Below are 21,935 nucleotides of genomic sequence, written 5' to 3'. Positions count from 1 at the left end.
ATAATGTACGCTTGTTTGCAGAAAATCATTCATTTCCAGATCATTTGTTTCAGTGTTATTCCCCGTCCCGGTCATACAGACTACGGATCGGAACGCCCTGCGGCAGCTTGAACGGATTCTCTTTATCGATCCGGTCGTAGAACATGATTCCGTCCAGATGGTCCATCTCATGCTGAAAGACAATCGCCGTATAGCCCTTGAAGCGAAGCTGGACCTCTTTGCCCGCCGCAAAATCATAAGCTTTTACCTTGACCGATTCATATCTTGGAACAAAGCCCTGAACCGGACGGTCGACCGACAGGCAGCCTTCGCAGTCCGGCAAATAGACCATCGCCACAGAATGGCTGACGGTTTTGGGATTGACGAGGGCATGCTCGATCAGGGCGCCATGCTCATCCTGGGTAAACATGACGAACATCCGCTTACTCAGCCCAATCTGATTGGCAGAGAGCCCCACTCCTGAGCGCAGCTTATACTTGGCCGCCGCCTCCTCATCCTGGCTGTTCTTCAGGAACTGTAGCATGCACAGCAGCGTTTCGCGGTCTTCCTCTGTCAAAGGCAGCTTAATCGGCTCCGTGACAGTCCGAAGCGCCGGATGCCCCTCTCTTACAATATCATCCATCGTAATCACATAATCTTGCGTAAACTTTGCTTCGGACACCGTATTCTCCACCTTTGCTTCACTTGATGAAATTTTAATACGCGCTTGCTTAATTATTATTATATTTAAGGATTGATAAAAGCGGTACGCAGCTGCGCACTGTACTCCACATCGAAGCCCAGACCCGTGGCCAGCGCGGCCAGCGGCAAATACGTCTTGACTTCCTTGCCTGTCTTCTGTAAAAAGGCCGGGTTGTCTATCGCGATCTTTTGCCCGTTCACCTGTATCGTCTTGGAGCCGATCGTAATGACCACTGTCCGGTCTCCGTAAACAATCGTCGCGCTTGCGGTCTTGTTGTCCCATTTGCCGCTTGCTCCCATCGCCTTCAGCACATCCGCCAGCGCAAGGAAATTCTGGCTGCTGCGGACGATTGGCTTGTTGGGCGTATTCAGCTCCGTGCTGTTAACGACAATCGTCATCGGCCGCTGCGAGGCGGAGGGGGTCAGGAACGTGCTCGGCACACGGTAATCGCCCCATACCATTTCAGAGAACACCTTGGCAATTGTCTCGTAGCCAAGCTGGGTCGGATGGAAATCGGAGTCTGAGATAATATGCGTCAATGACCCCTCCTGGCCCGCAAACCGCGAGGCCGCATGAGCGACCAATACGGGGGCGTCTGCGCGCGTTACGTTAGCGGCCAAACTGTCGGTGGCCTGCGTAAAGCTTGCGGCAGCGCCCATCAGCTTCGCATAGCTCTGGCCGGCATAAAGCTGCGGAACGGGCTGATATTGGTCGGCAATGATAATCGTCGCGTTCGGATTCATCGCTCTTATGTTCTCCAGCGCAGCGGTGGCATTAGCTGTATAAGCGTCCAGCAGCTCTTGCACGCGGGCCTTTAGATCGGCATCCGACATATCCTTGGCCTGCTGCAGCAGACTGCTCACATCATTGCCGCCGATGGTGATCATAATCAGTTTCGCTGCGGCAATATCGGCCTTGGCCTGCTCGGCTTTGGCCGCAAACGAATCCAGGCGCGGATCGGCAATGCCGGGCTGGATGCTGTCAGCGGTAATGGATGTGCCGTCCTTGATCGCTGCCGTGTAATTTCGAAGTCCGGCAGTCGTCAGCCCTAAGATGCCATAGTTGCCCAGCGTGGCGCGCTTGCCGTGAAACCACGCCTGCTCCAGCAGGCGTTCCGCGTAACCGTAAGGCTGGGAACTCAGATTCATGCCCGGCTCATAGCCGGCTGTGATGGAGTCCCCCAGCGTCACGATGCTGACAACATCCGGCTGCGCCGCTTCCACAGCGGCTGCCGAAGCGTCTTGGACTCCCGAGCCAAGCAGCATGGTTACGAGCAGTAAGCAGATTACGGCGGCTGTCCATTTGTTCCGCAAATCAATCATTATATCCCTCCAAGTATGTATTGATTCTTCCATTTATTTCATTCTATCATTCATTCGGATACCCATAAAGGTATACTTGGCACCCCCGCTCCAAATATGCCGCAAGCGAGCTTCGGCTTCACAGGACGCTTCTACCAGAACTCTGTATGTTAAAAAGAGCCCGGGTCCGCTGCAACACGTCCCTGGACTCCTGTTATGTTATAAATGCACCGGCTAAGGTCCCGCATATCCGTTCACCGCCGTGGTTCCGGCCATTCTATCCGCCGCCTTCGGAAAGCTCCTTCCCGTCCGCCGGCGTATCGGAAGCCGTGCTGGAAATCGGATCGGAAGAGGCATCCTTCCGTTCTTTTGTCCGCGCCCGTTCCAGATATTTGTCATATCTGTCGTCCAGTTCCCGGGCCATTTCCCGATAACGGTAAGTCTCCTCCACAATCGGATCAAGCGCGGTCTGAATGCGTATTTCGTATTTCGGCGATATGGAATGGCGCTGTCCCGCTTCGCGGCTGCTTTGCTCTAGTTCGCCTTCGGTCAGCATTTCGCTTAAGCGACGTTCCAGGTCTTCCTTCCCGTTCATCCTAAGCCCTGCCTCCTTCTGTATATGCTAGAATCCGGTCGCTCCCGCTTCTTTCAGGGAAGATAGAATGTCTTCGTGAATATGCCCGTTGGAAGCCACAATGTGGCGTGTGCCGATATGATACGGCTCACCCCGCATATCGGTAACCACTCCGCCCGATTCCTTGACCAGCAGCACACCGGCGGCGCAGTCCCAAGGGCTTAGACCCGCTTCATAGTAAGCGCTGACCCTTCCTGCGGCCACATAAGCCAGATGCAGAGCGGCGGAGCCCCCGGCGCGGACGCCGCGTACTTTCGGCAGGATGTTCTGGAAGGCAGCCAGATTAGTCGGTTGGGCAAACTGCCGGTCCGGCGGAAAGCCAATAGCAATCAAACTATCGTCAAGCGCGGCTTCCGAAGAGACGGCAGTCTTGACGCCATGCACGTAAGCGCCTTTTCCTTTTTCAGCCACAAACATTTCATCGCGCACCGGATCGTAAATAACGCCAACCGTCAATTCGCCGCGTACGGCAAGTGCGATGGATACCGTGTAGAAGGGAAAACCGTGGACGAAGTTGGTTGTTCCGTCCACCGGGTCGACGATCCAGAGATACTCGTTGTCTTTCAGCTCCTCCAGTGCGGCGGTTACGGCATTGGCTCCCGGTTCGACTCCTTCCTCACCCAGAAAAGCATGATCGGGATAGTGCGTCATCACAAGTCTGCGGATCATCTGCTCTGCGCCTTTATCCACTTCCGTCACCAGATCACGCGCCGATGACTTCGTTCCCAGTTCCTTTACCGTCCCTTGTCTGCTCTTGATATATTCTCCGGCTTTGGCAGCCGCATTGATGGCTACCGCCGTATAACCTTTGCCGGATACGACATAAGGTTCCCGCTCTTTACTGCCATTAGGATTTAAAGAACTCATCTCTTCACTCCGCTTTCTTCAACTTGATAGCCGGGTCCAGCGATCCTTCGCAGCTCGCGGGGACCTGCCGTCCGGCCCGCTTGCTAACCTCCGATGATGTGATATCCACCGTCCACATAAATTACTTCTCCGGTAATCCCGCGTGACAGATGACTCATCAGGAACATCGCCGTATCGCCGACCTCGGCGGAATCCGTACTGCGCCGAAGCGGCGCCTTCTCTTCCACGATACGCAGAATCGAGTTGAAATCGCTGATGCCTTTGGCAGCCAAGGTGCGGATCGGTCCGGCCGAAACGGCGTTTACCCGGATGTTATCCGGACCCAGGTCACTCGCCAGATAGCGCACCGAAGCCTCAAGCGCCGCTTTTGCCACACCCATTACGTTATAATTGCGCATGACGCGCTCCGAGCCCATATACGTCATAGTGATAATGGAGCCGCCCTCGGTCATGAGCGGATGCAGCCGCTGGGCGACCGCAACCAGCGAGTAGGCGCTGATATCATGCGCCAGCGCAAAGCCCGAGCGTGAGGTGTCGGCAAAGCGGCCTTCGAGGTCCTCCCCTTTGGCGAAGGCGATGCTGTGAACAATGCCGTGCAGCACGCCAAAGCTCTCTTTCAGTTCCTCTGCCAGCTTGTCGATTTCCTCATCAACCGTAACGTTGCATGGCAGAATCACTGAACCGGGAATGGTCTCGGCCAGCTTGCGCACCCGTCCTTCCACACGTTCGCTCTCATATGTAAAGGCAAGGCGCGCTCCCTGTTCCGACAGGCTTTTGGCAATCGCCCAGGCGATGCTGCGATCGTTCGCCACACCCATCACAACAATGTTTTTTCCGGTCAGCAGTTCTCCCATTTTATATGCTCCTTTAATTGTTAAGTTTTGCGGGTAAACCAAAGTTTCCTTCAAAGTACCTCATTTGCGGCCACTTATCAAGTCAGACAGGCTATAATTTATGCCTCGATACCGATGCTCGCTCCGTCCAATACAGCGATTCCGCTTTCTGTGCCTTCCTGTCCTTTCAGCGTCTCCATCAGCTCAAACAGCGCCCCGTCCTTCGCCTTAGCTTCAATCATCACATCCACCGCCGGCGTACAAGGCGCGATCCGTTTCAGAAAAGCAAGCAGCGGCCCCGGCTCAACGCCATCGGCATGGCTCCGGGGATCGGAAGGGCTGCGGGGACTGGACACGTGGATCTTGGGCGGAAGCGGCTTATCTGTTGCAGCGTCCTTCTGGGCCAGCGGCGTCTGCCAGGTCCGGCTGACTTCCGGCCACAGCTCCCAGGGAGATTCCCCCTCGTTATTCACCCATTGATGATGGATATCCAGCACCATCGGCAGGCCGAGCGTCTTGCAGACCTGAAGCGTCTCCACTGCATTGAACGTCTTGTCGTCGTTCTCAAGCGTGATTCGTTCCTGCATTTCCGGCACGAGCTCCCGGAAGTGCTCCGCGAACCGCGCCGCCGCAGAAGATTTGTCCCCGTAGGCTCCTCCAATATGAATATTGTTCTTGGCCGTGGCCGGAAGATTCATTGCGAAGAGCATGTCCGTATGATGCCGCAGGTCTCGGACGGAACTGGCAAGCACCTCGGGACGAGGAGTACTCAGCACAGTAAAATGATCGGGATGGAAAGACACCCTTATCCCGTTCTCCTTGATATAACGGCCAACCTCGGCAAAATCATCGGCCAGCGCGGCAAACGGATTCCAGTCCCGCAGCTCCGGGTGGGTAGCCAGAGGGACCAGCTTCGAGGTCATCCGGTACACCTTTATGCCGGACGCCCGGTTATGTCTCAGCAGCCTGAGCGTATTATGCAAATTGCCTCTGGCAATCGACTCAAGGCGGCGAATCGCCGCCTCGCGGTCTTGCAGCTTGCTGAATGAAGCCATCGTCATCGTCTTGGATGGTGAACAATTTTTAATGACGGTGGACATCGCGACATAGCCGAAGCGGACGATCATTCCCGTTCCCCGAAGAACATCTCGTCAGCCAGCGCCGTCTGTACTCTGGATTCTTCGTCGTTCAGCTTGCGGACAAGCTCCATCTCGACCGCGGTGACTTCATGGCCCTGGAAGTTGATCTCCGCGATAGACGCCGAGATTTTCACGATAGCCACGGCAATGTTGTCCGGCGTATAGGCAATAACCTTCTGTCCGGTCGGAAAGATGCGGAACCCCTGCTTCAGCATTTTACAGCGTCCGTATTCCAGCAGTTCGTACAGCTCCTGCTCATTCTTGAATTTGCATACCGAATTAAACTCCGTTTGAAATCCCATAATCCCTTCTCCTTTCCGGCCGGATGATCCGCCTATTGTTTATTATTGCTCGTTATCGTATTTCAAGCCCTGCTTGAGCTGATAACGCTCGAAGGCAAGCGCGATCATGCGGTCCAGCAGCGCCTGGTAGGATAGGCCCGTCTCGCGCCACAAGAGCGGATACATGCTGAACGGCGTGAAGCCGGGCATCGTGTTGACCTCGTTGATCAAAATTCTGCCGTCGGATTTACGAAGGAAGAAGTCGACCCGCGCAATGCCGCTGCCCTGAATAGCCCGGTAAGCAGCCAGTGCCAGCTCCCGCAGACGGTCGGCCGTTTCGGGATCGACGGAAGCCGGAATCAGCATCTGCGATTTGCCGTCGATATACTTGGCCGCGTAATCGTAATATTCTCCGGAGGAGACGATTTCGCCGGGAACGGATGCTTCCGGCTCGTCGTTGCCAAGCACGCTGACCTCCAGTTCGCGCCCTTCAATGAATTCCTCGACAAGAACCTTGGTATCGTAACGGAAGGCGGTCTCAACCGCTTTGATCAGGCTCTCCTTATCTACGGCTTTGGAGATACCGACGCTGGAGCCCAGGTTGGCCGGCTTCACGAATACCGGATAGCCGAGCTTATCTTCAATTCCGACAATCAGATCATGGCTCTTGCTCTTCCAGATGGCGGCATTAAAATAACCGTACCGGCACTGCTCAAGCCTCATTTCCGCGAACAGCTTCTTCATGACGACTTTGTCCATGCCCACAGCCGAGGCCAGCACGCCCGCGCCGATATAAGGAATATTAGCCATCTCGAACAAGCCTTGAATCGTTCCGTCTTCACCATTCGTGCCGTGAAGCAGCGGGAACATCACGTCGACCACGCTTTCACCGCCGAGACCGCTGAATACGGCGTTCAGCGCCTTGCCCGTGTCTGCGGACACTCCTTCCAGCTTAAGCTGCTCCAGATGGCTGAACGGAGCTTCAAGCTTCTCACCGATCTTCCACAGCCCCTGTTTCGTAATATAAAAAGGGAGGATTTCATATTTATCGTAGTCGAAAGCGTTCATCACGGCAAAAGCAGTCTGCAGCGATATTTCATGTTCTCCCGATTTGCCGCCGTACACCAGACCCACTGTCAGTTTTGCATTGTCCATTCCTTAACCTCTTTCCGGATTATAGATAATCGTAAATGTGAAAAAAACGGTACGCCGTCCTGTCGGTCCAGGCATAGGAATCGCGATAATCCCAGTAGCGATGGCGGCTTGGCACCGTATGCGCATTGACAAGCGGCATGCCGCCTGCGTCAAAGGCCGTAACGATCGTGCTGTGCTGAAAGCGTCCGTCTCCGTCCCAGTCGTACTGGATGACGTCACCAAGCATCAGCTGTTCGGGCCGCTCCACGGTTTCCGCGCGAAGGCCGTAGCGGCGTTCCCCGTCCAGATAGCGGCGCAGACTGTCCGAGACAGCCCAACTGAAGCTCCACTCCTCCTGCTTGCCGACGTAGCCTTTATACCACCAGCCCGTTTCTCTTTTACCAGTATAGTTGATCGGTGCCCCCCCTGCAAAGAGACATTGGGAGACATAATTCGTGCAGTCCACGGCGAATGTTTCAAATTCCGGATTGTTCTCATTCCACCACCGGTCCGCGTACGCCGCCGCATCTTCCCGGCGGTACCGGACATCGCGGACGGAAGGGCCTATCACCCTGCGGCTTAGCAGCGGCCCCGGAAAAGGCGGCGCTTCAAGGCCGGAGAGTTCCGCCGGAGACACTCCGGCACCTTTCCGGGGAACCTTCTCCGCAATATCCCGCTCCACACCGGCGACAGCCCACCCGGCATTCCCGTTAGCATTCGCAAAGGTCAGGCGCTCCCGCTCCACTTTGTCTTCGCGGTGCGTGACCCCGCCTTTTTCATAATAAAATGCGCTGTGCAGGGCAACTTCCGCTACAACGTCCCCCGAATCTCGCTGCGCCGTCCGCAGCACCTTGACCCCCGTCTCGCAGCGCCGGGGCGTGATCCCTCTATCGCTGTACCATTTCGTAATCCTCCGGCCGTGCTGCTGCTGCCCGAGCCGGATGTCCGGTTCGCTCAAAGCGCCGGTGAAGACTTCCTCTTCGGGAACCACCCGGCTCTTGTTGCATGAATCGACATATACATACAGGCTTTGCTTCCATTTCTGATCCATTGCCCATTTTCGCCCCTTCCCGCACAGATACATGAATCTGCCGAACTTACGCGTTACCCGCAAGAAAATCGCCTAAAGCAAATTCCCGGGCCAAAGGCTGCGCTTCGCCAGGACAATATGCTGCTGTACTATGTATATGAGGCAGAGCGGGCGGCTATACGGACAATAACTCCGCAAAGTGCTGTGTTGGCCTTGAAGTTTAATTCAAATATTTGACTTGGGATTCAGGGCCGGAAGAGGAGCGGATTTTTCGAATAAAATGAAGGAAAAAACTTTACTCGACCTCCTGTAACCGTTATACTAAATAGACAGAGTTGAATATGAAATGGAGTTTCAACAGATGAAACAAGGAGGCACATTCATGCCAAGCAAGGATAATTTCAATCTGGTTCGCTCGTTCACATCGGGCGGCCAAACGTACCGTTATTACGATCTTCAATCCCTTGAACAGCAAGGACTCGGCAGCATCTCTTCCCTTCCTTTTTCCATTAAAGTGCTGCTTGAGGCCGCCGTCCGCCAGTTCGACGGAAGAGCTATTACGGAAGAGCATGTCAAACAGCTGGCCGGATGGGCCGGCGACATCGACCGCGGCAAGGAAATCCCATTCATTCCGGCGCGGATCGTGCTGCAGGATTTCACCGGCGTACCGGTGGTTGTAGACCTTGCGGCCATGCGGGATACCGTGAAAAAAGCCGGCGGCGATCCGAAGCAGATCAACCCGCTCGTGCCGGTCGACCTCGTTATCGACCACTCGGTTATGGTCGACGCCTTCGGCACCAAGGATGCGCTGGAATACAATATGAACGTTGAATTCGAACGCAACGAGGAACGCTACCGCTTCCTGCGCTGGGCGCAGACGGCATTCAACAATTTCCGCGCCGTTCCTCCGGCGACCGGCATCGTGCATCAGGTCAACCTGGAGTATCTCGCTTCGGTAGCAGCCACGAAGACGGCTGACGGAGAGACGACCGTGTATCCGGATTCGCTGGTAGGCACGGACTCCCATACGACGATGATCAACGGTCTAGGCGTCGTAGGCTGGGGCGTCGGCGGTATCGAAGCGGAAGCCGGCATGCTGGGGCAGCCGCTCTATTTTGTAACCCCTGACGTTATCGGCTTCAAGCTGACGGGCAGTCTGGTGGAAGGCGCTACGGCAACCGATCTGGCGCTGACCGTTACCCAATTGCTGCGTAAAAAAGGCGTGGTCGGCAAATTCGTCGAATTCTACGGCCCTGGCCTTGCCAATATCAGCCTGGCCGACCGGGCGACGGTCGCCAATATGGCGCCTGAATACGGCGCGACGATCGGCTTCTTCCCGGTCGACGACGAAACGCTTTCCTATCTGCGCAGCACGGGACGTCCCGATGAGCTGGTGGATCTGGTTGAGACGTATTACAAAGCCCAAGGCATGTTCCGTACGGCGGAAACGCCGGACCCGGTATTCAGCGATACGATCGAGCTGGATCTTGCCTCGGTTGTGCCGAGCTTAGCTGGACCGAAGCGTCCGCAGGACCGGATCGAGCTTACTCATATGAAAGAGAACTTTGAAGGCATTATCCGCACCCCTGTAGACAAGGGCGGCTACGGCCTCAGCGACGAGAAAATTGCGCAAAAGGTCGAGCTTGTTCACAAAGACGGCAGCAAAAGCGAGCTCAGCACGGGCGCAGTCGTCATCGCGGCGATCACAAGCTGTACGAACACTTCCAATCCAAGCGTTATGCTTGGCGCGGGCCTGCTCGCGAAGAAGGCTGTGGAACGCGGCCTGACCAAGCCGGGCTATGTCAAGAGCAGCCTGACGCCGGGTTCGCTGGTCGTCACGGAATATCTGGAGAAGGCGGACCTGCTGAAGCCGCTGGAAGCGCTCGGTTTCTACGTGGCCGGCTACGGCTGCGCCACTTGTATCGGCAACTCCGGCCCGCTGCCGGATGAGGTTGCCCAGGCGGTTGCCGTAAACGATATGACCGTTGCGTCCGTCATTTCCGGCAACCGGAACTTTGAAGGACGTGTGCACGCCCAGGTTAAGGCGAACTATCTCGCTTCCCCGCCGCTGGTTGTAGCTTATGCGATCGCCGGGACGGTCAATATCGACCTGCAAAACGATCCGCTCGGTTACGATCCTCAGGGAGAGCCTGTATACCTGAAAGACATCTGGCCGACCAGCGCCGAGATCAGCGAAGCGATTAAATTGTCCGTCAGCCCGGAAATGTTCCGCCGCAAATACGAGCATGTGTTTACGGCCAATGAGCGCTGGAACGCGATTCCCGTGCCGGAAGGCGAATTGTACGAATGGGACGAGAATTCGACGTATATCCAGAACCCGCCGTTCTTCGAGAATCTGGCGGACGGTCTAGGCGACATCGAGAATATCGACGGCGCGCGCGTACTTGCCCTGCTGGGCGATTCCGTAACCACCGACCATATCTCGCCTGCGGGCAATATTACGACATCCGGCCCCGCCGGCAAGTACCTGAGCGAACATGGCGTGGAGCGCAAGGACTTCAACTCTTACGGTTCCCGCCGCGGCAACCATGAAGTTATGATGCGCGGAACGTTCGCCAACATCCGGATCCGCAACGCGGTCGCTCCGGGAACGGAAGGCGGCGTCACCACCTACCTGCCGAGCAACGAAGTTATGCCGATCTATGACGCTTCCATGCGCTATCAGGCGGCTAAGCAGAATCTGGTCGTCATTGCAGGCAAGGAATACGGCACGGGCAGCTCGCGCGACTGGGCAGCCAAGGGCACGTTCCTGCTGGGCGTCAAAGCCGTCATCGCCGAAAGCTTCGAGCGGATTCATCGCAGCAATCTTGTCGGCATGGGCGTGCTGCCGCTTCAGTTCCAGGAAGGTCAGAGCTGGAGCAGCCTTGGACTGACGGGCCGCGAAATCTTCGACTTCACCGGCCTCAGCAATGACGTGCAGCCCGGCCAGGAGCTGACAGTTACTGCCACCCGCGAGGACGGCACCCAGTTCGAATTCCGGGTTACCGCACGGCTCGACAGCATGGTCGATGTCGATTACTATCGCAACGGCGGCATCCTGCAAACGGTGCTCCGCCAAATGCTGGCGGACGCGTCTCCTACTGCTACGACTGCGGAATAATATAAGGAACGGCGCGGGGCATATCCCGTGAGGCCATTCCGGGCATAACCCGCTTTAGCTGCTAAACAAGAAGAAACGGCTTCGCCGTCCTTTTAGGGACGGCACCGTTTCTCGTAGAAATATAAGACAAAATAATAAGCGCTCAACTTATAATTTCTAATATTTTAAGAAATGAACCCGTCCTTCCACCGATTATTAAGTGGAAGCCGGGTTCATTTTTTTGAGCAACAGGACTTCAAATCACCCAATCCCAGGTAAATTCCTGCGGGAACTCTTGCGGCGCTTGGCCTTTGATGATAAGTTCCGGGTTCTTTACAGTTACTTTCGCGCCGGCAGGCACGGACTTAAAGATGGAAACATTGCTGCCGATCACGACCCCTTTGCCGATAACGGTATCTCCGCCCAGAATGGATGCGCCGGAATACACCGTCACATCATCCTCAAGCGTCGGATGGCGCTTTTTCCCATACATCGAATGACCCTCCCTGAGCGATAAGGCTCCCAGCGTCACCCCGTGGTAAATCTTCACCCGATTCCCGATCTCCGTCGTTTCTCCGATCACCACCCCGGTACCATGGTCGATAAAAAAGGAACTGCCGATCTTCGCCCCGGGATGGATATCAATACCTGTGACGCTGTGCGCATATTCGGTCATAATTCTGGGAATGAGCGGCACAGACAGCACTTCCAGTTCATGGGCCATACGGTAGATCCCCACCGCGAATAAGCCGGGATAGGAGAAAATGATCTCGCTCAAATCATTGGCCGCCGGATCTCCGTCGAAAGCGATTTGGGCATCGGTGGCGAGCACGTTCCTTATCCGCGGAATTTCCGCCAAAAATTGATGAATGATTTCCTCCGCCTCCGGCTTTACCTCTTGGGAGGAATGGGAATCCTGCCCTCTTCGGTACAGCAAAGAGCGGCCAATCTGGTCGGACAGCTTCTCCTGAATCTGTATGAGAACAGAGCCAATATGATACTCCATCGTCTCGTCATTCAAGTCCTGCTTGCCGAAATAACCGGGAAACAGCAGTTCCCAAACCAAATGTATGCTCTCAATCACCCGCTTGCGGCTCGGAAGCAGCGAATAATCCAGCAAAGGATTAATCGGCCGTTCCCGGTAGCTGGCCGCAATCTCCGCAACGAGACGATTCATTCGGTTGTCATTAATGCTGCTCAAGACTCACCCTCCTTTACCCCTGCTTCAATGGCATCGTACTGCGCCGGAAATGATAGGGGTTTGACTCCGGTTGTCCCCCGTTTCCCGGTACGCTTCAGCTATGCTTCAGCTTCAAAAGCACTGACGTCAAGGCGTCAATTTCCCCGCAGGTGTTATAGAGTGCCAGCGATGGTCTTACCGCGCTCTCAAGCCCGAATCTGCGGAGAATTGGCTGGGCGCAATGATGGCCGGAACGAACGGCGATCCCTTCATGGCTAAGGGCCTTGCCGACCTCCTCCGTCGTAAACCCTGAGAGAATGAAGGACAGCACGCCCGCTTTTTCCTTTGCCGTACCGATGAGCCGAAGGCCAGGGACGCGTGAAAGCGATTCTATGCCGTACTCCAGCAGGAAATGCTCATAGCGGTTAATAACATCCAGACCGATCGAGGAAACGTAGTCCAGCGCCGCGCCAAGCCCGACCGCGTCCGCAATATTACCGGTTCCCGCTTCAAAACGGGCCGGGGCCGGGTGAACAATGGTCTTCTCGAATGTTACATCCACGATCATATTGCCTCCGCCCTGGTAGGGACGCATGGCTTCGAGCGCTTCAGGTTTGCCGTAAAGAACGCCGATTCCCGTGGGACCAAATACTTTATGACCCGAGAACACGTAAAAATCGGCATCCAGCGCCTGCACGTCCACTTTCAAGTGGGAGACGGCCTGCGCGCCGTCGACCAGCACTTTGGCGCCGTAACGGTGGGCCAGACTGACCATCTCCGCCACCGGAGTAACCGTACCAAGCGCGTTGGACACTTGGGTCAGGGAGACGAACTTCGTCCGGGAACTCAGCAGCTTCGCATATTCGTCCAGCAGGATTTGTCCGCTCTCATCGACAGGCGCGACACGGAGCTTCGCCCCGGTCTCCTCGCAGACCAACTGCCACGGTACGATGTTGGCGTGATGCTCCAGCCACGTAATGAGAATTTCATCATCTTTCTGCAAATGATGTCTGGCGTAGCTGCTTGCGACCAGATTGATTCCCTCGGTCGCTCCCCGGACGAACACGATTTCCTGCGCCGAAGGGGCGTTCAGGAACCGGGCTGCCTTCTCGCGGGCGCCCTCGTAAGCGTCCGTAGAGCGCGCAGCCAGCTCGTGAGCGGCGCGGTGCACATTGGAATTCTCATGCTCATAATAGTACTTGATCCGCTCGATAACCTGCCGGGGCTTGTGGGTCGTCGCGGCATTGTCCAGCCACACCAGATTTTTGCCGTTCACCTTCTCCGCCAAAATCGGAAAATCATTCCTAGCGGCGTTTACATCAAACGACCCGAAGGATAGCGAAGGTGCCGAAACGGCGGAAGGAACTTGGCTGCTGGGCAAGAACTCGACCGACGGTGCATAACTGCCCGGCAAAGAGCTTGTCCCTAGATTGTCTAATTCAAAAGCACCCGGAATCGCCCGCAGAAAGTCCGCCTCGGTCCATAATCCATTGTACGATTGCGCCGCCGGAGGAGTCTCCTGTAGTACGGACGGTGCAAAGGCTGGAGGCGAAGGAACCGTGTTCTGAACGGATGGTGCAAATTCCGGAACGGCGGAAGCGGCTTCAGCCGCTTCCCCAGATGAAAATTCCGGAAAATATGCACTCGCCAGCGCCGCCAAGACGGATGGGTCCGGAAGGGATGGATGGCTGCTATTCGTAGTCATAGTAGTTACCTACATCCACATCTTCCAGTACGCCTACCGCATCATCCGCAAGAATCGCCACGGAGCAGTACAGGGAGAGGAGATACGAGCCGATGCCCTGCTTGTCGATGCCCGTAAACCGGACCGAAAGCCCGCGTGACTGCTCGCCCGGAAGACCGGTTTGGTACAAACCGAGAACACCTTGCTTATTTTCTCCTGTGCGCACAAGCAGAATATTTGTTTTGCCCGCCTGGCCTTTCGGGTTCTTATGACCGTCGACGAACAGCTTGTCCGTAGGAATAATAGGGATGCCTCTCCAGGTTAAAAAGTGTGAACCAAAGATTTGCACCGTTTGCGGCGGAACGCCGCGTCTTGTGCACTCCCGGCCGATGGCAGCGATGGCCCGCGGATGAGCCAGGAAATAGGAAGGCTCTTTCCATACCTTGGAGATCAATTCATCCAGATCATCCGGCGTCGGCGCACCGTTGCGTGTCTGGATGCGTTGGGAAGGCGCCGCATTTTTCAAAAGACCGTAGTCATCGCTGTTGATGAGCTGGCTTTCCTGTCTTTCCTTGACACTCTCAATAGCAAGGCGCAATTGTTCTTGAATCTGGTTGAAGGGGCTGCTGTATATGTCCGATACGCGAGTATTGACGTTGATAATCGTCGAAATGGAGTTCAGCACGTATTCGCGCGGGCTTGTACTATAATCGACAAAGCCTTCGGTAATATTCGACGTATCGCCGGTGCTGCACAAAATATCAAGCGGCGTATCGCCTTCCTGTACTTTGTTAAGCCGGTAAATCCCGGTTTCAAGTCCCTTCCATTCGAACAGCCTTGTGATCCAGCGCGGTGTAAGTGAATCGAATTGCGGTGCAGATTTAGTAACATTTGCCAGTTGATAAGCTGCCGACGAACCGAGCGCCGGTACGGCCAGATTGCCATTGTCTTGTTCGGCCATAGTAAATCCCCCTTAAGTAATATAATGGTGAAAAATATATAATAAGGCCCATCGCCGGAACGATATGTACTTATCTTCATAAGCGATGCGGCAAAGTCCGCGCCAAACCACCCGGTCCGGTGACCTTCCATGCTCGCGTGCATCATGCGGTAGCGGTTCGGCAATGGGCCTACTATAATGAGGTTTATAAGTCAGACATGCATCAGTACTGCGCAATCCGGGGATCTATTTCCTGAGCCCATGCGTTCATGCCGTCTTTTAAATTCAGCAGTTTGCCGGTATAACCGGAATCCCGTAAAGTACGAATCGCCATTACGCTGCGCTGCCCGATTTTGCATATGACAACCGTATCGCGCCCTGGATCAAGCTCCGCTTTGCGGCGAACGATCTGGCCGAAAGGAATGGCTTTTGTTCCGGGCAGCTTCCCAATCGCAAGCTCATGAGGCTCCCGGATATCAAGGATTTGCACCTCTTCCCCGTTATCAAAGCGTCTTTTCAGCTCGGCAGCCGTAATCACCTCGATTGGCTCTTCTTCATCAGGCTTCTTCAAACCGCAAAATTCTTCATAGTCAATAGGGGATGTAATTGTAGGATGTGTTCCGCAAATGGGGCAGTTCGTGTCCTTGCTGAGCTTAAGCTCCCGAAACTTCATCTTCAACGCATCGAACAGCAGCAGCCGATTGACTAGAGGTTCACCTTTGCCAAGGAGCAGTTTGATCGTTTCATTCGCCTGAATGCAGCCGATGATACCGGGAAGAACGCCGAGTATCCCGCCTTCCGAGCAAGTGGGGACAAGTCCGGCTGGAGGCGGCTCCGGATACAGACAGCGGTAACAGGCCCCTTCCTGCGCATAGAACACGCTGACCTGCCCCTCAAACCGGAATACGGAGCCGTACACGTTCGGCTTGCCCAATAAAACGCAGGCGTCATTGACTAAATATCGTGTCGGGAAATTATCCGTGCCATCCACGACCACATCGTAATCCTTGATAATGTCGAGGGCGTTCTGACTAGTCAGTCTCTGTTCGATGGCAATGACGTTTACTTTCGGGTTAATGCTCTTGATCCGGTCCTTTGCGGACGCGATCTTCGGTCTGCCGATATCGCGCGTGCCGTGAATGATCTGGCGCTGCAAATTCGTCTCATCCACGAAGTCAAAATCGACAATGCCGAGCGTCCCGACACCGGCAGCGGCCAAATACATAGCGATCGGCGCGCCAAGTCCTCCGGTTCCGATCAGCAGAACCCGGCTCTTTTTGAGGATGCGCTGCCCTTCCACGCCGACCTCCGGCAAAATAAGGTGTCGGCTGTACCGGGTAATTTCGTCTTTGGTCAGTTCGGGAAGCCCGTTAAGGTCCGGGCTCTGGGCTCCTTCCGTTTCAGTCGGCGAGCCGCCGGCAATGGAAGGCACAAGCATTACGTCGTCTCCATCCGACAAGACCGTCTGCAGGCCGTTCTTTTGCCGGATATCCTCTTCATTCACATAGATGTTCACATAGCTGCGCAGCTGGCCCTGATCATTAAACAAATGCCTCCGAAGATCGACAAATTGTTCGGTTAGAGCAGCCAATGCCTCTTCAACCGTGGCCGCTTCCACACCAACTTCCGACAAACCGTCCGTAAAAGAGCGCAGGGCGGTAGGAATAAGTAAACTTACTGTCATACGGCTAATCCTCCCTATTAATGGTTTCAGAATGGAACGCGGAACGGTCACTGTTCAGCTCCCAGGAAGTCAATTCTCCCGCCCGCCTTTGTGCAACCGCGACAATCAGATAGGAGTAGGTCGGCCAGGCATGCTCCAAGTCGAACGCGGAAGGACGCGCGGGATGATCGGGATGAGAATGATAGAAGCCGAGAACATCCAGCTTATGCTTTCGGGCGTACAGCTCGCTTCTCATAATATCCTCCGAGGTGATCAGGAAGCGGTTATGCCTGGCCTGCTCTTCCCGCGAGTTGGAAATCGGAAGCAGTTCGCTCACTGCCTTCGACTGGTCCTCGCCCAATCTCCCGAACACAATCCCACAGCATTCATGCGGGTAATCCTCCTCGGCGTGTTTATTGATTTGGTCAATATGCTCCTGCTTCAGATGGATCATGTGGCATCTCCCCTTGTCCACAGCTCGTCGCTTAAATACCGAAGCCCGCTGTCGCATAAAATGGTAACGACGACAGATCCGGGAGGGACGGTCGCAGCCAGCTTCAGCGCGGCATGCACATTGGCCCCGGAGCTGATTCCGACCAGCAGCCCTTCTTCCCGCGCCAGCCTGCGCGTCATGGCGTACGCTTCCTCAGTTTCAACCTCAATCAGCCCGTCGGCTACCGTCTGGTCGTAAATCCCCGGCTTAAGCGTCGTTGCCAGATGCTTCATCCCCTCCAAGCCGTGCAGAGGCGAATCCGGCTGCATCGCAACGGTTTGGATCGCGGGATTCAATTCCTTCAATCTTCTGGAGGTTCCGATAAAGGTTCCCGACGTACCCATGCCGGCGATATAATGAGTGACCTTATGATCTGTCTGTTCCCAGATTTCCGGTGCGGTCGTCTTGTAGTGCGCTTTCCAGTTCGCATCATTGTTGTATTGATCGGGATAAAAATACCGGTCGGCCTCAAGCTCCGCTATCCGCTTGGCTTCAAGCTGCGCGCCATCCGAGCTTTGCAGCGGGTCTGTCTCGATAATTTCCGCATGATAAGCCCGTAGAATCCGCTTGCGTTCGATATTCGCGTTACCCGGAAGGCAAAGGGTCACTTTGTACCCTAGAGCCGCGCCGATCATTGCGTAGGCAATGCCGGTATTGCCGCTCGTCCCGTCGATGATGGATTTCTCCTTGGTCAACTGCCCCGACTGGATTCCCTGCAAAATCATGGCCTTTGCGGCGCGATCCTTGACCGAACCGCTCGGATTAAGCTGCTCGGCCTTCACATACACGCTCACGTCGGTTCGCCCCAAATCCTTCGTCACATTCACAAGACGTATAAGCGGTGTATTGCCGATAGAATCAATAATCCCGTATTGGTTATTTGCCAATGTGAAGTCCCCTAACCTGCTGGCACTTTCGCCAGTTTTTACACAACAACATCATGTCCAACTATTCCGAGCAATATTGTAGGAATAACTTGATTTCATTATAGCAGTTCGACATTTTTCTGTCTAGCCGCTTCTTTAAAAAAAGACATTTTCTCCTTGGAATAGACAAGCTGCACACCTCTCCTGTTGAATTGATCTGTCACGGCCGGAATCCTCCGCTGCTTGATGTCAAGGGCCAAGATAAAGCATCGCACACAAAAAGGCGCGGGATTCCGATGTTCGGACCCACGCCTTTCTTTTTTAAGTGACATATATTAATGAACCGGATAAGCAGCAATTGAGGCTTTGCCTGAGTGATATTCCAAAAAGTAGCTTATCCCCGCCGCCGCGTTATAACCTGCAAACTTGGAATCGCTATTGCCCGGCCAGGCTTGTTTCGTTACAATCGCCGCTCCATTTGCCGAATACAATGACCAGGTATGCTCCGCCAAGTCTCCTACAAATAACTGATTATTAATGAGATCCGTCCGCCACCCCGAGTGATCGCCCTTGTCGGCAAAAACTCCTTCCAGCACCTTGCTCTTGATTCCCTTATCCACATTAATGATTTGATAATACGACGCAAATGCACTATATAACGCTGCATATGTGAGAATATAGCTGATAAGAACTTGCTAGATTTTAAAAAAGCCGGCGGCATTCCAGGACTTTACATTCACGTCCATGACTGCCGCCGGCTTTTATATTAGATGAATCAGCTTACCATAAGTCCCATTTCCACTGCCGCTTCCTTCAGCACATCCGCGTATTCAACCAGCGTCTCGCGGGACAGCCTGCTGACCGGCCCGGACAGCGACAGGGCTGCGGCCACCTCGCCGCTTCGCCCGATGACGGGTACGGCGACAGCAGCCGCGCCTGGCTCGCGTTCCTCAAAGCTGGTCGCATAGCCGGCACGCAGCACTTCTCCCAATTGATCCGCGTACCGCTGGCGGTCAATCGCCTGCGGCCAGTCCTCCCCTTTCAGCAGTTCCTTTTGGACCTCTGGAGGAGCGTAGGCCGCCAGCACCTTACTGGAAGCTCCGACCGACAGCGGCAGCCTTGCGCCGATCTGCGCCACGCGCCGGATGGCCTGGTTGCTCTGCACCGCCTGAATCCGCACCCGCTCCAGTCCATCCCGGAGGTACAGGCTGACCGTCTCCCCGAGCCGGTCGCGCAGCCGCTCCATTGCCGGCAGCAGCAGCGTGCCCGGGTTCTCCGAGACCGGCAGATGGGTCGATAACTCCCAGACTCGAATGCCTAGCCTGTATTTTTCCGTAGCCGGGTTGCGGGTGATGAATCTTCTATCCTCAAGCGTAGTCAGCAGCCGATGCACCGTGCTCTTGTGCAGGCCAATGCCCGCGGCAATCTCAGTCAGGCTTAGATCACTGTCTCTTGTAAAGCACAACAGAATATCGAGCGCACGCTCCACGGCGCGCACCGTCAGTTTACGGTCGTCATCCACGGGTCTCTTCCTTTCATGTTTCACCAAATGAAACACGGTTACAATATTTTCAGTCATTTATATCTTAGCAAAAGTCTGTGAAAAGTCCAGCAGATTCACCCCGTCAGGCAGAGCTGGGCGGTACTTTACAGTTACATTACAAAAGGACCTGATTCGTTGACTTTGCGGTAACATCACCATACGATAGATTACAAGTGCAAACGAATTCACTTATCCAAAATGACTCACAAAACTTTGAGGAGGGGACCACATGGATCTTACACATCCACGCGCCGGCACGACGGTCTCCCCAAGGCCGCAAGACCGTCATCCTGGTACGACGACGCAGCTATCGCTGTGGAAGATTCGCATAAAGCATGTTATTGTGGCGCTGCTGCTGTCCGTTTTCTTTTTTCTCGTGTTCTGCTTTATCTCGCTGCATGCTTATATTACCTGGGTGCTGTCCAATCCGACGGTCGCCCCGCTGTTCTCCAATCCGGCATTGTCCAAAGGTCTGAAATACGAGGATGTGACCTTTCCGGCGAGCGACGGGAGCCGCAATATCCAGGGCTGGTACATTCCCTCCAAGAACTCGGCCAAGACGATCGTGTTCAGCCACGGCTATGGCGCCAACCGCGAGGAATCCTGGGTTCCGATGTACGATCTCGCCCATTTTGCGCACCGCCTGAATTTTAATGTCATAATGTTCGATTACGGCTTCGCTTCCCACAACAACAAAGACGTTGCGACAGGCGGCAAAAAAGAGTCCCGCGAGCTGCTCGGAGCCATCCAGCTTGCCAAGCAGCGCGGAGCGAAGGAGATCGTTGTGTGGGGCTTCTCCATGGGCGCGGGCACCGCTCTGCAGACAGGGCTCGTTACCAAAGATGTGGATGCGATAATTCTCGACAGCACCTTCCTGCTGGAGCCGGACACGCTGTACCACAACATCCGGCAGAACATTGATCTTCCGCGCCATCCTTCCCTTGAGATTATGGAAATGCTCTTTCCGGTTCTGAACGGCACAGGCCTGAATCAGATTCCTTATGCCAAAGTGCAGGCCGAAGATTATCCTTATCCGATTCTGTTTATGCATGGAACGCAGGATGACAAAGCGCCTTATCCGATCGCCGAGAAGCTGGCCGCCAATCAAACCAATCCGTATTCCGGCTCCTGGATTGTGGAAGGCGCCCATCATGAGCTGCTGTTCCGCGAGCACCCCCGCGAATACCTGCGCCGGGTTTCCGCTTTCCTAAGCAATGTTCCGCTGGCGAAAGCCGCTGAGAAGAAACGGCAGATCAACTAACACCTCACATAGTACAACCCTCTCCGCTCATACCCTATAGAGAAAGACATATTACGGGAGGGTTGTACGCCATGCTGTATCCATATGGGCCACCATCATCAGTACGAATATTGGAGGAAGTCAGGTTTTGGAAAAATCAGGAGAAAGAGAATACAACGCTTATCAAATTCGCCTTTCCTGAACTGGAAGCGCCTTATGTGAAGCTGATGGATGATTGGGCCGCCGTCTTCGCTGCGACCGGGAATGCTGCCCGGAGCCTGCTTGAGACACCGCCATCCACAGCTGTGCCGAGCGGCGCGGATCTGGCCGAGGTTGACCGTCTGGCGGCAGCTGCTTGCGAGCAATCCCGGGAATTTATCCGCCAGCTCAATGCCATTCATGAGCAGAACCCCGCTCTCAGAGGAGATGCGGAGGAAGCCTTCCTGCCCCATGTTATCCGCGAGACGGAATATTTCCTCGGTGTTCTTAACCGGCCGGGGTATTCCGGCGCGCTCTTCGGGACTGCCAGGGATGCTTCCGCAAGACTTGCTGAAGGAGCGTCCCCTGAGTTCCCCCCCTCTGATACGGGCGATCAAGAACTAGCGCCTCCCCCCGCCCACCGGGATCTGGCTCCCGTACCGATTGGAGGGCATAAGCTCCCGCCGCTGCCGTATCCCTACAACGCTCTTGAACCGTACATCGATGAGAAGACGATGCGGATTCATCACGACATACATCACAAGAGCTATGTGGACGGCTTGAACAAAGCGGAGAAAAAGCTGGCGGACGCCCGAAAGAGCGGAGATTTCGATCTGGTCAAGCACTGGGAACGGGAGCTAGCCTTTAACGGCGCCGGCCATTATCTGCACACGATATTCTGGGACGAAATGTCCCCGAGTGGCGGCGGACGCCCTACGGGAGCTCTCCTGGCGGCCATAGAGCGGGACTTCGGAAGCTACAACGCCTTCAAGAAGCAGTTCAGCGAAGCCGCCGAGAAAGTGGAGGGCGGCGGCTGGGCCATACTCGTCTGGAGCCCGCGCAGCCATAGGCTGGAAATCCTGACGGCGGAGAAGCATCAGAACCTGTCCCAATGGGATGTTGTCCCGCTCCTTGCTCTCGATGTGTGGGAGCATGCCTACTATTTGAAGCACCAGAACAAGCGCGGTGATTATATCCAGGACTGGTGGAAAGTCGTCAACTGGCCTTATGTATCCGAGAGATATGCTCAAGCAACCAAGCTCACCTGGAAACCTTTCTAGAAATCCCCCACAAATTGAAGCCTTAACTTCGAAGCTTATTCCAAGTACTTTGCGGGGACCCCGATA

20 protein-coding genes are annotated in these 21,935 nt (G+C 55.0%); 3 read left to right on the top strand and 17 right to left on the bottom strand.

Annotated features, from left to right (window positions below; translation table 11 throughout):
- Positions 1 to 55 precede the first annotated feature (55 nt).
- The 9 genes from def to PDUR_RS03175 all read right to left on the bottom strand — a co-directional run bounded on the left by def (position 56) and on the right by PDUR_RS03175 (position 7,922).
- Positions 56 to 622 (bottom strand): peptide deformylase, encoded by a 567-nt coding sequence (gene def, locus PDUR_RS03215; protein ID WP_042209011.1) that lies wholly within the window; start codon positions 620 to 622, stop codon positions 56 to 58.
- 104 nt (positions 623 to 726) lie between these two features.
- Complete coding sequence (locus tag PDUR_RS03210; protein ID WP_042205073.1) at positions 727 to 2,004, bottom strand: stalk domain-containing protein; 1,278 nt, start codon at positions 2,002 to 2,004, stop codon at positions 727 to 729.
- A gap of 256 nt (positions 2,005 to 2,260) precedes the next feature.
- Positions 2,261 to 2,578: a hypothetical protein gene (locus PDUR_RS03205; RefSeq protein WP_042205072.1), complete on the bottom strand. Its 318-nt coding sequence runs from the start codon at positions 2,576 to 2,578 to the stop codon at positions 2,261 to 2,263.
- Positions 2,579 to 2,605: 27 nt separating this feature from the next.
- Positions 2,606 to 3,484, bottom strand: a complete 879-nt coding sequence (locus PDUR_RS03200; protein ID WP_042205071.1) for an inositol monophosphatase family protein — start codon at positions 3,482 to 3,484, stop codon at positions 2,606 to 2,608.
- 83 nt (positions 3,485 to 3,567) lie between these two features.
- Positions 3,568 to 4,338 (bottom strand): enoyl-ACP reductase FabI, encoded by a 771-nt coding sequence (fabI, locus tag PDUR_RS03195; protein ID WP_042205070.1) that lies wholly within the window; start codon positions 4,336 to 4,338, stop codon positions 3,568 to 3,570.
- A 98-nt stretch (positions 4,339 to 4,436) separates the two neighbouring features.
- Positions 4,437 to 5,444, bottom strand: coding sequence for a UV DNA damage repair endonuclease UvsE (gene uvsE, locus PDUR_RS03190; protein ID WP_042205069.1), 1,008 nt, complete (start codon positions 5,442 to 5,444; stop codon positions 4,437 to 4,439).
- Positions 5,441 to 5,758 (bottom strand): hypothetical protein, encoded by a 318-nt coding sequence (locus PDUR_RS03185; RefSeq protein WP_025688501.1) that lies wholly within the window; start codon positions 5,756 to 5,758, stop codon positions 5,441 to 5,443. Before PDUR_RS03185 ends, uvsE begins: the two co-directional genes overlap by 4 nt.
- Positions 5,759 to 5,800: 42 nt before the next feature.
- Positions 5,801 to 6,892, bottom strand: coding sequence for a D-alanine--D-alanine ligase (locus PDUR_RS03180; protein ID WP_042205067.1), 1,092 nt, complete (start codon positions 6,890 to 6,892; stop codon positions 5,801 to 5,803).
- 19 nt (positions 6,893 to 6,911) lie between these two features.
- A complete protein-coding gene (locus PDUR_RS03175) occupies positions 6,912 to 7,922 on the bottom strand; it encodes an amidase domain-containing protein (RefSeq protein WP_042205066.1) in 1,011 nt (336 codons plus the stop codon).
- Positions 7,923 to 8,283: 361 nt separating this feature from the next.
- Here PDUR_RS03175 and acnA point away from each other — a divergent pair, with 361 nt between their 5' ends.
- On the top strand, positions 8,284 to 11,022 hold the full coding sequence (acnA, locus tag PDUR_RS03170) for an aconitate hydratase AcnA (RefSeq protein WP_042205065.1): 2,739 nt from the start codon (positions 8,284 to 8,286) through the stop codon (positions 11,020 to 11,022).
- 235 nt (positions 11,023 to 11,257) lie between these two features.
- Here acnA and PDUR_RS03165 read toward each other — a convergent pair whose 3' ends face one another.
- The 8 genes from PDUR_RS03165 to PDUR_RS03130 form a co-directional block, all read right to left on the bottom strand.
- On the bottom strand, positions 11,258 to 12,202 hold the full coding sequence (locus PDUR_RS03165) for a serine O-acetyltransferase (protein WP_233277471.1): 945 nt from the start codon (positions 12,200 to 12,202) through the stop codon (positions 11,258 to 11,260).
- Between the two features lie 94 nt (positions 12,203 to 12,296).
- Positions 12,297 to 13,886 carry a family 2A encapsulin nanocompartment cargo protein cysteine desulfurase gene (locus PDUR_RS03160; protein WP_042205064.1) on the bottom strand — a complete coding sequence of 530 codons (1,590 nt, stop codon included), beginning with the start codon at positions 13,884 to 13,886 and terminating at the stop codon, positions 12,297 to 12,299.
- Positions 13,873 to 14,826, bottom strand: a complete 954-nt coding sequence (locus PDUR_RS03155; protein ID WP_042205063.1) for a family 2A encapsulin nanocompartment shell protein — start codon at positions 14,824 to 14,826, stop codon at positions 13,873 to 13,875. Before PDUR_RS03155 ends, PDUR_RS03160 begins: the two co-directional genes overlap by 14 nt.
- 202 nt (positions 14,827 to 15,028) lie before the next feature.
- The gene (moeB, locus tag PDUR_RS03150) at positions 15,029 to 16,489 is read right to left on the bottom strand and encodes a molybdopterin-synthase adenylyltransferase MoeB (RefSeq protein WP_081949368.1); all 1,461 of its coding nucleotides are present in this window, start codon (positions 16,487 to 16,489) and stop codon (positions 15,029 to 15,031) included.
- Positions 16,490 to 16,493: 4 nt separating this feature from the next.
- The gene (locus PDUR_RS03145; RefSeq protein WP_156130257.1) at positions 16,494 to 16,922 is read right to left on the bottom strand and encodes a M67 family metallopeptidase; all 429 of its coding nucleotides are present in this window, start codon (positions 16,920 to 16,922) and stop codon (positions 16,494 to 16,496) included.
- A complete protein-coding gene (locus PDUR_RS03140) occupies positions 16,919 to 17,848 on the bottom strand; it encodes a PLP-dependent cysteine synthase family protein (RefSeq protein WP_042205062.1) in 930 nt (309 codons plus the stop codon). Before PDUR_RS03140 ends, PDUR_RS03145 begins: the two co-directional genes overlap by 4 nt.
- Positions 17,849 to 18,162: 314 nt before the next feature.
- Complete coding sequence (locus PDUR_RS03135) at positions 18,163 to 18,423, bottom strand: hypothetical protein (protein ID WP_042205061.1); 261 nt, start codon at positions 18,421 to 18,423, stop codon at positions 18,163 to 18,165.
- A 179-nt stretch (positions 18,424 to 18,602) separates the two neighbouring features.
- A complete protein-coding gene (locus PDUR_RS03130; protein ID WP_042205060.1) occupies positions 18,603 to 19,349 on the bottom strand; it encodes an IclR family transcriptional regulator in 747 nt (248 codons plus the stop codon).
- 250 nt (positions 19,350 to 19,599) lie between these two features.
- Here PDUR_RS03130 and PDUR_RS03125 point away from each other — a divergent pair, with 250 nt between their 5' ends.
- Entirely contained in the window at positions 19,600 to 20,631 is a 1,032-nt protein-coding gene (locus PDUR_RS03125) for an alpha/beta hydrolase (RefSeq protein WP_042205059.1), read from the top strand.
- Positions 20,632 to 20,702: 71 nt separating this feature from the next.
- Entirely contained in the window at positions 20,703 to 21,869 is a 1,167-nt protein-coding gene (locus tag PDUR_RS03120) for a Fe-Mn family superoxide dismutase (protein ID WP_042205058.1), read from the top strand.
- The last annotated feature ends 66 nt before the right edge of the window (positions 21,870 to 21,935 follow it).

Source organism: Paenibacillus durus (assembly GCF_000756615.1).
GTDB lineage: Bacteria > Bacillota > Bacilli > Paenibacillales > Paenibacillaceae > Paenibacillus_AQ > Paenibacillus_AQ durus.
This window is presented reverse-complemented; position numbering and strand designations above follow the sequence as displayed.